Origin of the sequence: Pseudorhodoferax aquiterrae (assembly GCF_014652235.1) — a bacterium.
In the GTDB taxonomy this organism is placed as follows: Bacteria; Pseudomonadota; Gammaproteobacteria; order Burkholderiales; family Burkholderiaceae_C; genus Pseudorhodoferax; species Pseudorhodoferax aquiterrae.
Genome location: NZ_BMYK01000012.1, coordinates 1 through 13,910 on the forward strand (window position 1 = coordinate 1; position 13,910 = coordinate 13,910).

Annotated in this window: 12 protein-coding genes; 7 read left to right on the forward strand and 5 right to left on the reverse strand. The window is 70.4% G+C overall.

The genetic code is table 11. The features are described from left to right. The first annotated feature begins 926 nt into the window (after positions 1 to 926). The 3 genes from IE209_RS18240 (at position 927) to IE209_RS18250 (ending at position 3,051) form a co-directional block, all read left to right on the forward strand. Positions 927 to 1,139 (forward strand): hypothetical protein, encoded by a 213-nt coding sequence (locus IE209_RS18240; protein ID WP_189688369.1) that lies wholly within the window; start codon positions 927 to 929, stop codon positions 1,137 to 1,139. A 19-nt stretch (positions 1,140 to 1,158) separates the two neighbouring features. Beyond that, positions 1,159 to 1,878, forward strand: coding sequence for a trypsin-like peptidase domain-containing protein (locus IE209_RS18245; RefSeq protein WP_189688370.1), 720 nt, complete (start codon positions 1,159 to 1,161; stop codon positions 1,876 to 1,878). Between the two features lie 204 nt (positions 1,879 to 2,082). Beyond that, the gene (locus tag IE209_RS18250) at positions 2,083 to 3,051 is read left to right on the forward strand and encodes an NADPH:quinone oxidoreductase family protein (protein WP_189688371.1); all 969 of its coding nucleotides are present in this window, start codon (positions 2,083 to 2,085) and stop codon (positions 3,049 to 3,051) included. A 6-nt stretch (positions 3,052 to 3,057) separates the two neighbouring features. Here the strand turns inward: IE209_RS18250 and IE209_RS18255 are convergent, their stop codons facing one another. Both IE209_RS18255 and IE209_RS18260 read right to left on the reverse strand, forming a co-directional pair. Next, positions 3,058 to 3,696, reverse strand: coding sequence for an MBL fold metallo-hydrolase (locus IE209_RS18255; protein WP_189688372.1), 639 nt, complete (start codon positions 3,694 to 3,696; stop codon positions 3,058 to 3,060). A 26-nt stretch (positions 3,697 to 3,722) separates the two neighbouring features. Beyond that, a complete protein-coding gene (locus tag IE209_RS18260) occupies positions 3,723 to 4,631 on the reverse strand; it encodes a LysR substrate-binding domain-containing protein (RefSeq protein ID WP_189688373.1) in 909 nt (302 codons plus the stop codon). Between the two features lie 87 nt (positions 4,632 to 4,718). Between IE209_RS18260 and IE209_RS18265 the strand changes: the two genes are divergently transcribed. Both IE209_RS18265 and IE209_RS18270 read left to right on the forward strand, forming a co-directional pair. Then, entirely contained in the window at positions 4,719 to 5,789 is a 1,071-nt protein-coding gene (locus tag IE209_RS18265; RefSeq protein WP_189688374.1) for a GntG family PLP-dependent aldolase, read from the forward strand. A 38-nt stretch (positions 5,790 to 5,827) separates the two neighbouring features. Further along, entirely contained in the window at positions 5,828 to 6,805 is a 978-nt protein-coding gene (locus tag IE209_RS18270; RefSeq protein ID WP_189688375.1) for a tripartite tricarboxylate transporter substrate binding protein, read from the forward strand. Between the two features lie 57 nt (positions 6,806 to 6,862). Here IE209_RS18270 and IE209_RS18275 read toward each other — a convergent pair whose 3' ends face one another. Then, entirely contained in the window at positions 6,863 to 7,885 is a 1,023-nt protein-coding gene (locus tag IE209_RS18275; RefSeq protein WP_189688376.1) for an LLM class flavin-dependent oxidoreductase, read from the reverse strand. Between the two features lie 119 nt (positions 7,886 to 8,004). On the opposite strand from IE209_RS18275, the gene IE209_RS18280 reads away from it, so the two are divergent. Together IE209_RS18280 and IE209_RS18285 are read left to right on the forward strand one after the other, a co-directional pair. Continuing rightward, positions 8,005 to 9,024 (forward strand): MBL fold metallo-hydrolase, encoded by a 1,020-nt coding sequence (locus IE209_RS18280; RefSeq protein ID WP_189688377.1) that lies wholly within the window; start codon positions 8,005 to 8,007, stop codon positions 9,022 to 9,024. Between the two features lie 140 nt (positions 9,025 to 9,164). Further along, entirely contained in the window at positions 9,165 to 11,663 is a 2,499-nt protein-coding gene (locus IE209_RS18285; RefSeq protein ID WP_189688378.1) for a PAS domain-containing hybrid sensor histidine kinase/response regulator family protein, read from the forward strand. 4 nt (positions 11,664 to 11,667) lie between these two features. Here IE209_RS18285 and IE209_RS18290 read toward each other — a convergent pair whose 3' ends face one another. After that, positions 11,668 to 12,873, reverse strand: a complete 1,206-nt coding sequence (locus tag IE209_RS18290) for a GGDEF domain-containing protein (RefSeq protein WP_189688379.1) — start codon at positions 12,871 to 12,873, stop codon at positions 11,668 to 11,670. 80 nt (positions 12,874 to 12,953) lie between these two features. Further along, positions 12,954 to 13,865, reverse strand: a complete 912-nt coding sequence (locus tag IE209_RS18295) for a LysR family transcriptional regulator (protein ID WP_189688380.1) — start codon at positions 13,863 to 13,865, stop codon at positions 12,954 to 12,956. Positions 13,866 to 13,910 lie beyond the last annotated feature (45 nt).

Below are 13,910 nucleotides of genomic sequence, written 5' to 3' on the forward strand. Positions count from 1 at the left end.
GGGGCGGGCTGTGGATTTGTGGACGATGCGGCTGGCGCCGCACCGGCGGGCTTGCCGTGGACAACGCTGCGCGTTGCCCACCGCGCCCACCTCGCCCACAAGCTCCACAGCCCTCCACTACCTACAGTCATCAAAGCTCAAAGATACAAGGGTGTTTCCGAAATGAATAGACCCACGCCGGGGTGCCCTGCGGCCATGGGCAAGGCGCGACACGCAGGCCGTGCTGCAGCCCGGCCAAGTGGCGCAACGCAGCCCATGGCCGCAGGGCGCCCCGGCCCGAAGGGTGCGGCCCCAGGGCACGCCCACTCGGCGTTGCAAGGCTTGTGCGGGCAGACAGCCCGCACGGCGCCTTGCGCCTTGATTGGCCGCGCCCTGGGGCCACACGTGGGCCTATTGATTTCGGAAACACCCTCTGAGAGAAGCGCTGCGCGTCGCGCGGGGTAGGACGCGGCGCCGCCCGCACGCCCCGCCTTCCACCAGGGAGTACAGTGTGTGCACAGCCTCCTTCGTGCCCTGGCTGTCGAGCCACCGTCGACGCACCTGAAGGAGTTGCGCGATGCCGTTCGAACATGGGCCGGTTCCAGTGCCGAACCACCTGTTGCGTGCACTGCAGGCCATCATGGGGCGGCGCTGGCCTGGCCTGCGGGACCCGGGTCCCGCGCAGCCAGGCGTCCCCCTGTCCGCGGCGCACAGGGCGTTCTGGAGCCACAACCAGGTGCAGCCGTGCAAGCCCGCGCGGTCCGGCCCGTCCACCGCGGGCGATGGCCTCTGCGCGGACCAGACGCTCGGCCACCCCTGGCCGGTGCCCGCCGGGCCGGCTCGCGCGCCGGGTGGAGAACACCCCGCGATGCCGCCCAGCGCCGGCATCGAGAGACGGTCGCCGCAGCTCGACCGGGACTGACCCGGTCCAACCCACCAAGGAATCCATGGAACATCTGAGAACCTACACCGCCTGGCGGGCCGCCGAGTCCGCCGCGCGGGAGGCAGCGGACAACTTCGCCGCCGCGATCAGGGCGGGCAGGCACCCCTCGGAGCGGGAGATGGGCGAGCTGAGCCGCTTGCGCACCTCCGCGTCCGAAGCCTTGCAGAGGATGATCGAGCAGGCGCAGACCCTGCCTCGGCATTCCACGCGCGACTAGGGCGCCAGCGCAACACCGGATGGCGGAATCGCTCCTCTTCACCACCGCCAGGGTGTCCACGTTCGATGGGCCACGCCTGCTGACCGGCGCGACGGGATTCTTCTTCGCGCGCGCGCAACGCCTCTTCCTCGTGACGAGCCGGCACGTGCTGCAGGACATCCCCAGCGAGCACAGGCCCAACCGCATCGAGGTCGAGTTCCACATCGATCCCATGGACCTGCGGCGCACGGCGACCCAGTCGATCTGGCTGTTCAAGAACGGCATCAGCCAGTGGCGCCAGGGTTCCGATTCCGGCGGCGACATCGATGTCGGCGTCGTCGAGATGGACAGGTCCGCGCTTCCGACCAGCGCCCACTTCCGTTGCTTCACACAGGCCCACTTGCAAAGCGAGCTGAGCGAGGTCGAGGTCGGAACCGGGCTTCTGGTGGTCGGCTTTCCGCTCGGGTTCCATGACACGACGCACCGCCTGCCAGTCGTGCGGCACGCCGTCATCGCCTCGGCGTTCGGCATCCGCTTCCAGGGTCAGGGCTACTTCCTGACGGATGCGCGCACCCACCGGGGCACCAGCGGCGCGCCGGTGGTCATGCGCGACCCAGCATCGCGCGATGCCTTGCCATGGAAGCTCCTTGGCGTGCATTCGTCGCGCATCGACATCGGCACGCGCGACCGTCAGCTCGACGAGTCACTTGGCCTGAACGCCGCCTGGTATGCGGCCATCATCCTGACACTGACCGCATGACGGCGCGCCGGGCCCGATCGCCGGGTGGCGCGGGCGAACGGGCTTGCCGCCCGGCGCCGCAGCAGGCCGGCCATCGGTGTCGGCGGCGCGCGGCGCGCGGCGCGCCAACGTGGGTGGCGCGGGCCTGCCCACGCGCTGCCTGCGCGACAGCACAGACCACCCGTACCCACCAGAATCCGCAGCACCTCCACCACGTTCGCTGCCATGCAAGCCCTGCGCGTCCATGCCTTCGACCAGCCGCCGCAGCTGGACACCCTGCCCTCCCCGGAGCCTGCCGCCGGAGAGGTGCGGGTGCGCGTGCAGGCCTGCGGCATCTCGTTCTTCGATCTGCTGATCGCGCGCGGCGCCTACCAATGGAAGCCGCCGCTGCCGTTCACGGTGGGCAGCGAGTTCGCCGGCACGGTCGATGCACTGGGCCCGGGCACCACCGGCTTCGCCATCGGCGACCGGGTCTGTGGTTCGCTGTCCATCGGCGCTTGGGCCGACCAGGTCTGCGTGCCGGCCAGCGCGCTGCAGCATGTGGCGCCGCAGGCCGCCATCGACGAGGCCGCCGTGCTGCTGACGCCCTACGGCACGGCCTTGTACGCGTTGCGCGAGCGCGGCCAGTTGCAGGCCGGCGAGACGGTGCTGGTGCTGGGCGCGACGGGCAGCATCGGCGATGCCGGCGTGCAGACCGCCAAGGCGCTGGGCGCGCGCGTGATCGCCGCGGTCTCCGGCCCGGCCAAGCAGACCACGGCCCGGCTGGCCGGCGCCGACGAGATCGTCGACCTGCAGTCCGCCGACTGGAAGGACGCCGTGAAGGCGCTGGCCGGCCCGCGCGGCGTGGACGTGGTGCTGGACCCGGTCGGCGGCGAGGCCATGGACACCGCCTTCCGCACGCTGGGCTGGGGCGGCCGCCACCTCGTCGTGGGCTTCGCGGGCGGCAGCATCGGCAGCCTCAAGGCCAACCTGTGCATCGTCAAGGGTGCGTCGCTGGTCGGCGTGGACCTGCGCCAGTACCGCGAGCGCCAGCCCGAGCGCATGCACGGGCTGCTGGCCGACGTAGCTGTCCTGCACGGCCAGGGCCGCGTGCGGCCGCGCATCGCCGCGCACTTTGCGCTCACGCAGGCGGACCAGGCCTTCGCGATGGCCGGCGCGCGCCAGACCACGGGGCGCGTGATTCTGGACTTCTGAGGCCGCTCAGGTCCCGCCCACGTAGGGGTTGACCTGCCGCTCGCGGCCGAAGCTGCTTTCCGGCCCGTGGCCGGGGATGAACACGGTCTCGTCGCCCATGGGCCACAGGCGCTGCACGATGCTGTCCAGCAGCTGCTGGTGGTTGCCCTGGGGAAAGTCGGTGCGGCCGATGGAGCCGGCGAACAGCACGTCGCCGACGAAGGCGCGCTGGATCTCCGGCGCATGGAACACCACATGGCCCGGCGTGTGGCCGGGGCAGTGGCGCACGTGCAGTGTGTGGGCACCCAGCGTGACACTGTCGCCGTCGGCCAGCCAGCGCGTGGGCGTGAAGGCCTTCGCCGGGGGAAAGCCGAACATCCGGCTCTGCTGCGGCAGGCCGTCGATCCAGAACTGGTCGCCCGGGTGCGGGCCGACGATGGGCAGGCCCAGGCGTTCGGCCAGTTCGCCCGTGCCGCCGGCATGGTCGATGTGGGCATGGGTCAGCCAGATCTGTTCGAGCTTGAGGCCGCGTTCTTCGACGGCGGCCAGGATGCGGTCCAGGTCGCCACCGGGGTCGATGACGGCGGCCTGCAGGCTCGCGTCGTCCCAGACCAGGGAGCAGTTCTGCTGGAAGGCGGTGACGGGGATGGTGTGGTAGCGGAGCATGGGCAGGAAATGCTTTCGACAAGCGACTAGGTTGTGGAGGGCATCTCGGCGTGCGCGATCACCTCGCGCACGCTGTCGGTGAAGGCGCCCACCAGCCGTGACTGGGGTGCATCGGGCGCGAGCAGCAGCGCCAGACGGATCGCAATGCGCGGCACGAACGGGCGCACCACGAGGCCTTGGGCCTCGCGCTCCTCCAATGCCGCGAGCGGATTGATGATGGCGGTGCCGAAGCCCGCACCGACCAGCGCACAGACGGAGGCGCCCAGGTCCGACTCCAGCACCGTGCGCGGGCGCGCGTTGGCGCCGGCGAACACCCGGTCCATGCGCTCGCGCGCCGAGCTTCCCATGGGAAACGAAACGAAGTCTTCCCCGTCCAGGTCGCGGGCGTGGATGGTGGGCTCCGCCGCCAGGCGATGGCCCTGCGGCAGCACGGCCACGCAATCCATGTCGAGCAGGGTCTCCACGCGCATGCCGGGCACGTCGTCGCCGTAGAGAACCGCGAGCCCCGCGTCACAGACACCCGCGCTGACCCAGGTGTTGACGGTACCCGCGGCGCCCGAATGGATCGTCACCAGCGTGGCCGGATGCAGCCGCTTGAAATGCGCCACCGCCTGGGTCAGCAGGCCGCCAGCGATGCGCGGCATCGCCGCGACCGCCAGCCGATCGCCGCTGAAGGTCTTGATGTTGGACGCTGCGACCTCCAGGCCGACGAGCCCGACGAAGGATTTCTCGACCTCCTGGAAGAACTGCTTGCCGTCGATCAGGGGCTCCAGGCGTGTGCCGCGGCGCTCGAACAGCAGGAATCCCACGATGTCTTCCAGCTGCGCGATGAGGCGGCTGATCTGGGGCTGGGAGGTGTGCAGGCGCCTGGACGCTTCCGTCATCGATCCCGTCTGCATGACGATGCGAAACGCTTCGATGTGCTTGAAGGTCATGCGCCGGCCGCTCATATATCACCATTGTATGAAGCGCGCACAACAACGCATTATGCGAATGAGGGCCGCGCGCGAATACTCCTGGCCATGACCCCAAGCCAAGAGACAAGCCGTTCCGAAGCGGCCGCCGTGGACCTGCGAAGCGACACCGTGACCCTGCCGACGCCGGCGATGTACGAACGCATGCGGACCGCTGCGCTGGGCGACGATGGACTGGACGGCGACCCGACGGTGCGACAGCTCGAAGACGAAGCCGCCCGGATGCTCGGGAAAGAGGCCGGCCTGTTCGTCCCGACCGCCACGATGGGCAACCTGATCGCCGTGCTCTCGCACACCTCCCGTCAGGGGCAGGTGGCGATGGAGGCCAGCTCCCACATGTACATGTCGGAGCGTGCGGGGTCGACGTTCGGCGGTATCGCTTACGTCGGGATTCCCGGCGTGGCGGGCGCCATGGACCTGGGTGCGCTGGAAGAAGCGCTCCAGCGTCCCGGCACGCTCCGCACCGAGCTGGTGTGCATGGAAACCAGCCATGCCAACGCAGGTGGCGCGGTGCTGCCGCTCGACCACATGCAAGCGGTGTGGTCGGCCGCCCAGGCGGCCGGCGCGCACGTGCACCTGGACGGAGCGCGCCTGTTCAACGCCGCCGTCGCGCTCGGCGTCCCACCGGACGCGATCGCGCGGTACACGGACAGCACGGTGATCTGCCTGTCCAAGGGCCTGAGCGCCCCCGCAGGCTCGGTGATCGTCGGCTCGACCGCGACCATCCAGGGTGCGAAGAAGCTGCGCAAGATGCTCGGCGGTACGCAGCGGCAGATCGGTGTGGTGGCCGCTGCGGGCCTGGTGGCGCTCCAGACGCAGGTCGCCCGGCTGGCGCAGGACCACGCCCAGGCGCGCCGGCTCAGCGATGGGCTTCGCCGCATCGATCCGCAGTTCCGGGTCAACATCCCTGCGACGAACATCCTCATCGCCGAGCTCCCCGACACCGCCCCGGACAGCAGTGCGTGGGTGCGAGCACTCGCCCAGGGCGGCCTGCTCGTGCGTCCGAACGGGGCACGCCGGCTGCGCATGGTCACCCATCGCCATCTCGGCGCGCAGGCCATCGACCTGGCGCTCGAACGGTTCCAACGGCTTGTGCCGGTCCTGCTCGGCAAGGCCTGATCCGGCTGCCCCATTTCTTGTCCACTCTGGGAGTCTCCATGTTCACCATCTCTCGCCGGGGCGTCCTCGCCTCGACTCTGGCGGCCACCGCCGCTTCGATCGGCGGCCCCGCACGCGCGAGCGGCTTCCCGAACAAGCCGATCAAGCTCGTGGTTCCCTACAGCCCCGGCGGAGGCTCGGACTTCGTCGCGCGCCTGTTCGCCCAGAAGCTCACCGAAACCCTGGGCTGGTCGGTCATCGTCGACAACAAGGCCGGTGCCTCGGGCATGATCGGCACGGACAGTGCCGCCAAGAGCCCTCCGGATGGCTACACCCTGTTGCTGGTGGACACCGCACACGCCACCAACGCCGCCGTCCAGCCCAAGCTGCCGTTCGATCCCATCTTGGACTTTGCGCCGATCACCCTGGTCGGATCCTCGCCCCAGTTGCTGGTGGCCCATCCGGGCCTGCAGGCCAACTCGCTCAAGGAGTTGCTGGCCATGCCGGCCAGCCAGGCCAGCACGCTGGCTGTCGGCACGCCCGGTCAGGGATCGGCGCCGCACCTGTTGTTCGAACAGCTCAAGTTCAAGACCGGCCTGGGCGCGGTGCACGTCCCGTACAAGGGAGGCGCGCTGGCCCTGTCGGATGCCGTCGGCGGACAGATTCCCATGGTGATCAACTCGATCCCCGCCTGCATGCCGCACATCCAGGCCAAGCGGCTCAAGGTCCTGGCGATCGCCACGGCCGCGCGCGATCCGAGGTTGCCGGGCGTGCCGACGTTTGCCGAGACGGTGCCCGGCTTCGAAGGCGCTGCCTGGTACGGTTTCGTCGCCCCCGCCAAGGTGCCGACGGAGGTGCTGCAGCAACTCGATGCGGCCATCGGCAAGGTCATGGACCTGCCGGACGTGAAGTCCAGGTTGGGCGAGGCGTTCATCGACACGATGCCGCGCGGTCCTGCGGCTTTCGCGAAGTTCATGAACGACGACATCGCGCGCTGGCAGTCGATCGTGAAGCAGACGGGCTTCACCCTCAACTGAAGCGCCGCCGGTTCTGCGGTGGCGACCAGCCCGGGGCAGCGCCGGGCTGCCTGCCTCTCAGCGCCAGCCCAGCGCCGGCGCCACCTGCGTCAGGATCGTCTCGATCACATGCGCGTTGTAGTCCACGCCAAGCTGGTTGGGCACCGTCAGCAGCAGCGTGTCGGCCTCGGCGATGGCCTCGTCCTGCGCCAGCTGGCGCACCAGCGTCTCGGGCTCGGCCGCGTAGCTGCGGCCGAAGATGGCCTGGGTCCTGTCGTCGATGAAGCCGATCTGGTCGCCGTCCTGGCCGCTGCGGCCGAAGTACAGGCGGTCCATGTCGCTGACCAGCGCGAAGATGCTGCGGCTGACCGACACGCGCGGCGTGCGGCTGTGGCCGGCCTCCTGCCAGGCCGCGCGGTAGGCGCGGATCTGCTTGGCCTGCTGCACGTGGAAGGGTTCGCCCGTCTCGTCGTTCTTGAGCGTGGAGCTCTGCAGGTGCATGCCCAGCTTCGCCGCCCAGACCGCGGTGGCGTTCGAACTCGAGCCCCACCAGATGCGCTCGCGCAGGCCCGCAGCATGCGGCTCCACGCGCAGCAGGCCGGGCGGGTTCGGGAACATCGGCCGCGGGTTGGGCTGCGCGAAGCCCTCGCCCTTGAGCACGTCCAGCAAGACTTCGGTGTGCTGGCGCGCCATGTCGGCCTCGGTCTGGCCCTCGGCCGGCGCGTAGCCGAAGTGGCGCCAGCCATCGATGACCTGTTCGGGCGAGCCGCGGCTGATGCCCAGCTGCAGGCGGCCGCCGGCGATGAGATCGGCGGCACCCGCGTCCTCGGCCATGTAGAGCGGGTTCTCGTAGCGCATGTCGATCACCGCGGTGCCGATCTCGATGCGCCGCGTCCTGGCGCCGATGGCCGCCAGCAGCGGGAACGGCGCGCTGAGCTGGCGCGCGAAATGGTGCACGCGGAAATAGGCGCCGTCTGCGCCGAGTTCCTCGGCCGCCACGGCCAGCTCGATGGACTGCAGCAGCGCGTCGGCGGCCGAGCGGGTCTGCGACTGGGGAGACGGCGTCCAGTGGCCGAACGAGAGGAATCCGATCTTCTTCATGGCATGCATGGTGGATGTCTTGCGGCGCGCACTATGCCCGGTTTCGAAAGGCACGGTGCGCGACACCGGCAAGCCGCAGTCCGCGCTACCCTCGGCCACCACAGACACAAGGAGACGGGATGAAGACGATCCAACGCCGTGCACCGGCCCTGGCTGCAGCCGCCGCGCTGGCCACCCTGGTCGGGTGCGCCACCGGCCCCACCGAGCCGCCGGCCTCGGCCGCCTCGGTGGCCCACCATGTGTCGCGCGCGTCCGCGCTGGCGGGCGAGGACCTCAAGTACCTGATGCCGGTCTGCAATCCGCAGCCGGCCCAGCGTGCCGCGGGCCCGGAGATCGAGGCCCTGCTGCAGCGCATGATCGCACGGCCGGCGCCCGCCCCGGCGCAGGTGTTCGACAACCTCTACTACGTGGGCTCGGCCTGGGTCAGCGCCTGGGTGCTCCGCACCAGCGAGGGCCTGATCCTCATCGACGCCCTGAACAACGCGGCCGAAGCCCAGGCGCTGATCGAGGGCGGCATGAAGACGCTGGGCCTGGACCCGGCCCAGATCAAGTACCTGGTCATCACGCACGGCCATGGCGACCACTACGGCGCGGCCACGGCCCTGGTGCGCAAGTACGGCGTGCGGCTGGTCGCCAGCGAGATCGACTGGCAGATGATGCAGACCACGCTGGAGTTCGATGCCGTCTCCTGGGACCGCCCGCCCCGGCGCGGCCCGCGCGACATCGGCGTGAAGGACGGCGACACGCTCACGCTGGGCGACACCACCATCGGTTTCAACGTCACGCCGGGCCACACGCTGGGCACGCTGTCGCCGGTGTTCGACGTGCGCACGCGCGGCCAGACGCACCGTGCGCTGATGTGGGGCGGCACCGCGTTCAATTTCGGCCGCGACATGCAGCGGCTGCAGAGCTACATCGGCGAGACCGAGCGCATGCGCAAGCTGGTCGCGGACCAGCATGTCGATGTGCTGCTGTCCAACCACCCGGGCTCGGACGGCACGGTCGACAAGGTGGCCAAGCTCCAGCTCGCCTCGCCCGTCCATCCCTTCGTGGGCGGCCAGGCCACGGTCGACCGCGGCCTGCAGGTGCTGGGCGCGTGCGCGCGGGCGCAGCGCGACCGCTTTCTGAGCGCAACCTGAACACAGGCGTCGTCGGCCTCGGCTGGCAGGGTCGGGGCGCCCGCTGACACGGCCGCCCACGGCCGGGTGCGATACTGAAACAAGGTGTGTCTCGCACCGGGGGCGCGCTGCCGCACAGCGCACGCACGAAAGGCAGTGCCATGCTGGAGCGGTGGGGAGGTTCGCAGGACGGGAATGCGCACGCCGCGTGGGAGTCCGCGCCGCAGGCGGCGATCCTGCGCAGCGCGGACTGGACCGCCTCCACGCTGGGCCCACCGGCCGGCTGGCCACGCGCACTGCGCGCGGCCGCCATGCAGGTGCTGGATTCGACCGTGCCGATGTGGCTGGCCTGGGGCGACGATCTGGCCATGGTCTACAACAGCGCCTATGCGCCCATCCTGGGCAGCAAGCATCCGCAGGCTCTGGGCGCACCGCTGCGCCAGGTCTGGGGGGAGGTCTGGGCCGACGTGGGCAGCCTCGTGGAAAGCACCCTGGCGGGCCAGGCCCTGTACCGCGACGACATGGAACTGCGCGTGCAGCGCGGAGGCGGCGAGGAGACGGCCTGGTTCAGCTTCTCCTACACCCCGCTGCGCGACGATGCGGGCGCCGTGCGCGGCCTGCTCTGCACGGTCTGGGAGACGACGGACAAGATGCTGGCCCAGCGCCGCCTGGCCGCCAGCGAGTCGCGCCTGCGCGCGCTGGTGCTGGCCAGCACCAATGCGAGCTACCGCATGAACGCGGACTGGACGCAGATGCTGGAGATCAACGGCCAGGGTTTCGTGGCCGACACCAGCGTGCCCAGCGCCAGCTGGATCGACCTCTACATCCCGCCGGCCGACCGCGCCGGCGTGCTGGCCGCGGTGCGCCAGGCCATCGACACGCGCAGCCGCTTCGAGCTGGAGCACCGCGTGGTGCGCACCGATGGCACGCTCGGCTGGACGCTGTCGCGCGCCGTGCCCGTGCTCGACGGCGCAGGCCAGATCACCGAATGGTTCGGCACCGCGTCGGACCTGTCGGAGAGCAAGGCGACGCAGGCCGCGCTACGCGAGAGCGAGCGCCAGTTCCGCACGCTGTTCGACAGCATCGACGAAGGCTTTTGCGTGATCGAGTTTCTGGACGGTCCGCACGGCCCGCTCAGCGACTATGTGCACATCGCTGCCAACCCGGCCTACCTGGCCAACGCCGGCATCCCCGACGTGGTGGGCCAGCGCGTGCGCGACATGGTGCCGCAGGAGGCCGACGGCTGGGTCGAGATCTACCGCAATGTCCTGCTGAGCGGCGAGCCCGTGCGCTTCGAGCGCGAGCTCGTGCGCACCGGGCGCTATCTGGAGCTGGCGGCCTTCCGCGTCGAGCCGGTGGAGCGCCGGCAGGTCGCCGTGCTGTTCCAGGACGTGACCAAGCGGCACCGTGCCGAGCGCGCGCTGCGCGAGCTCAACGACACGCTGGAACGCCGCGTGGCCGAGGAGGTCGCCGCACGCAGCAAGACCGAAGAGGCGCTGCGCCAGGCGCAGAAGATGGAGGCCGTGGGCCAGCTCACGGGCGGCATCGCGCACGATTTCAACAACATGCTGGCCGTGGTGATCGGCTCGCTGGACCTGCTGGGCCGGCGCTTCGTCGACGGCGATCCGCGCGCGCGCCGCTATGTCGAGGCCGCCAAGGATGGTGCCAAGCGCGCCGCGCAGCTGACCCAGCGCCTGCTGGCCTTTTCGCGCCAGCAGCCGCTCAAGCCCGAGGCGGTGGATGCGAACAAGCTCGTGGCCGGCATGTCCGACCTGCTGCGCCGCTCGCTGGGCGGTGCGATCCGGCTGGAGACCGTGCTGGCCGGCGGCCTGTGGCGCACGCACGTGGACCCGCACCAGCTCGAGAACGTGATCCTGAACCTCGCGGTGAACGGCCGCGACGCCATGGGCGAGCACGGCCGCCTGACGATCGAGACCGCCAACTGCCACCTGGACGAGCGCTACGCGGCCGAGCACCTGGGCCTGGCTGCCGGCCAGTACGTGCTGGTGGCCGTCAGCGACACCGGCACGGGCATGTCGCCCGAGGTCATCGCCAAGGCCTTCGACCCCTTCTTCACGACCAAGGAGGTCGGCCGCGGCACCGGCCTGGGCCTGAGCCAGGTCTACGGCTTCGTCAAGCAGTCCGGCGGCCACGTGAAGATCTACTCCGAAGTGGGCCAGGGCACGGCCGTGAAGGTCTACCTGCCGCGCCTGCTCGGGCCGCACCAGGATGACAACCTGGCGGAGCCGCAGCAGGCGGTGCCCCAGGGCGACAGCCGCGAGCTCGTGCTGGTGGTGGAGGACGAACCGGCCGTGCGCCAGCTCTCGGTCGACGCGTTGACCGAGCTGGGCTACCGCGTGCTGGAAGCCGATGGCGCCGCGGCCGCGCTGCGCCTGATCGACGCGCACCCCGACATCGACCTGCTGTTCACCGACGTCGTGATGCCCGAGGTCAATGGCCGCAAGCTGGCCGACGAGGCGCTCAAGCGGCGGCCGCAACTCAAGGTGCTGTTCACGACGGGCTACACGCGCAACGCGGTCGTGCACAACGGCGTGCTCGACCCCGGCGTGCAGCTCATCGGCAAGCCCTACACCATCGAGGAACTGGCCACGCGCGTGCGCGAAGTGCTGGACGCGCCGCGGCGGGCGCAGAAGGCCTGAAAGCTCAAGACAGGGCGCAGTGCCCGGCGCCCTCGCTGCAGGCCTGCACGGCGCGGTTGCGCCCCTGGGCCTTGGCCTGCAGCAAGGCCTGGTCGGCCCGGTCGAGCAGTTGCTCCAGCGGCGGCGCCCGGTCTTCCATGCGGAAAATCGTGAAGCCCACCGAGAAGCTGAACGGCAGGCTGCGGCCGTCGCGCAGGCTCAGCGGCTGCTCGGTACGGTGCAGCACGCGCTGCACGAAGCGGTGCGCGCGCTCGCTGTCGCAATCGTGCAGCAGCAGGCAGAACTCCTCGCCACCGTAGCGGCCGGCCAGGTCATGCAGCCGGACGCTGCCGCTCAGCAGCCGCGCCGCATGGGCGATGACCTTGTCGCCCACCAGGTGGCCATGCGTGTCGTTGATGCGCTTGAAGTGGTCCAGGTCCAGCATGACCACGGCGAAGGCATCGCCGACGTTGGCCATCTGCAGCACGGCCTGCGCCTTCTCGAAGAACACGCCGCGCGCGTACAGGCCGGTCAGGCTGTCGCGCTGGTAGCTGTGCTGCAGTGCGACGCGTTGGCGCTCGTGCAGCATCGAGAAGAAGGCCAGCGAGCAGCTGGCCACAAACACCAGGCCCACCACCAGCATGGGATGGCCTGCGAGCACGCCCTGGTCGTCCGGGCGCCAGATGTCGCTGGCCGAAGACAGCGCGCGCAGCACGAAGCTGGCGGCCACCGCGAGCAGCAGGCCCAGGACCCAGGCTTCCGGCGCCGCGCGCTGGCGCCACTGGGGCAGGAACAGCCAGGCGCCGTGCAGCAGCAACAGACCCAGCCCCAGCGAAGCGATGGCCGCCAGCAAGGGATAGGACGCCCGCCCCGCCTGCGCCAGCAGCAGCGCGGCCATGGTGAGCGCCACCAGCGCCCAGTTCCAGCGCGCGCGCCGCGGGCTGCCGCCGTCCAGCGCGGCAAAGCTCATGCCCATCACGGCCACGGCGCTCAGCACGAACAAATTCGGCACGATGTAGGCCAGTGCGCCCGGCAGCAGCGGCCGGGCCAGGAACGCAGCGGCCGCGGTGGCCACGCACAGCAGCGCGAGCGCCCACAGGCGCAGCGGACGCCGAAAACCCGGCATGCCGTGGGCCGCGCTCCAGGAGAACGTCGCCGTGAGCAGGGCGAACAGCCCGAGGAACACGAACAGCGCGCTAGGCGTGAGCGGGGGGGCGGGAAGCAGCGGCACGACAGAACCTGGTCAGGAAATATCTGGTTGCATTCTTACCGCTGTCGTTGTCGTCCCGGTGAACAGCTGCGAGCCGCGGCTCAATGCGCCCAGGGCGCCCGCGCGAAGGCCTGTGCCAGGTAGTCGGTCAAGGCCTGCACGCGCGCCGGCTTGGCGCGGCCCGGCGGTGTCACGATGTGCAGCGCGATCGGGTCGACCTGCCAGTGCGGCATGGCCTGCACGAGCCGGCCCGCGCGCAGGTCTTCCCAGGCCAGGAACTCGGGCTGCAGGGCCAGGCCCAGCCCGGCGCGCAGGGCCGGGGCCAGCGCCTCGGCGTTGTTCACACGCAGAGCCGAGGGCACGACCTGGGCGAACTCGCCGCCTTGCGCATGGCGAAAGCGCCAGGCCTCGCCCACGCGCGCGTGCACGTAGCGCAGCGCGCGGTGGCCGGCCAGGTCGCGCGGATGGTCCGGCTGGCCATGCTGCGCGAAGTAGGCCGGTGCGCCCACGAGCAGGATGCGCACGGCGCACAGGCGCCGCGCCAGCAGGCTGGAATCGGGCAGGCTGGAGATGCGCAGCGCGAGGTCGAAGCCGTCGGCCACCACGTCGGTCAGCGCGTCGCTGAAGTGCACGTCCAGCGTCACCTCGGGATGCTGCGCCATGAAGCCCGGCAGCACCGGCCCCAGGTGCGTGACGCCGAAGGACATGGGCGCGGCCACGCGGATGCTGCCGCGCAGGCTCTTGGACTGCTCGGTCACCTCGGCCTCCACGGCCTCGCCCTCCGCGAGGATGCGCGCGGCGCGCTCCAGCGCCAGCTCGCCGCTGGCCGTCAGCGACATCTTGCGCGAGGTACGGTGGAACAGCACCACGCGCAACCGCGCCTCCAGCCGCGTGATGGCCTTGGACACCGTGGGCTGCGAGACCACCAGATCGGCGGCGGCGCGCGCGAAGGAACCGGTCTCGGCCACCTTGGCGAAGATCGCCCAGGCCTCCAGGTCAGGCAGCTTGGACATGCAATTTTGGGAATAGATCGTTTTCCATCTTTTCTATTCTCTTAT

Excerpts from the sequence above, each read along its gene's own strand:
- IE209_RS18260 (WP_189688373.1), bottom strand. The coding sequence starts at position 4,631 with ATGACCTTCAAGCACATCGAAGCGTTTCGCATCGTCATGCAGACGGGA.
- IE209_RS18270 (WP_189688375.1), top strand. The coding sequence starts at position 5,828 with ATGTTCACCATCTCTCGCCGGGGCGTCCTCGCCTCGACTCTGGCGGCC.
- IE209_RS18285 (WP_189688378.1), top strand. The coding sequence starts at position 9,165 with ATGCTGGAGCGGTGGGGAGGTTCGCAGGACGGGAATGCGCACGCCGCG.
- IE209_RS18295 (WP_189688380.1), bottom strand. The coding sequence starts at position 13,865 with ATGTCCAAGCTGCCTGACCTGGAGGCCTGGGCGATCTTCGCCAAGGTG.
- IE209_RS18275 (WP_189688376.1), bottom strand. The coding sequence starts at position 7,885 with ATGAAGAAGATCGGATTCCTCTCGTTCGGCCACTGGACGCCGTCTCCC.
- IE209_RS18265 (WP_189688374.1), top strand. The coding sequence starts at position 4,719 with ATGACCCCAAGCCAAGAGACAAGCCGTTCCGAAGCGGCCGCCGTGGAC.
- IE209_RS18245 (WP_189688370.1), top strand. The coding sequence starts at position 1,159 with ATGGCGGAATCGCTCCTCTTCACCACCGCCAGGGTGTCCACGTTCGAT.
- IE209_RS18255 (WP_189688372.1), bottom strand. The coding sequence starts at position 3,696 with ATGCTCCGCTACCACACCATCCCCGTCACCGCCTTCCAGCAGAACTGC.
- IE209_RS18250 (WP_189688371.1), top strand. The coding sequence starts at position 2,083 with ATGCAAGCCCTGCGCGTCCATGCCTTCGACCAGCCGCCGCAGCTGGAC.
- IE209_RS18240 (WP_189688369.1), top strand. The coding sequence starts at position 927 with ATGGAACATCTGAGAACCTACACCGCCTGGCGGGCCGCCGAGTCCGCC.
- IE209_RS18280 (WP_189688377.1), top strand. The coding sequence starts at position 8,005 with ATGAAGACGATCCAACGCCGTGCACCGGCCCTGGCTGCAGCCGCCGCG.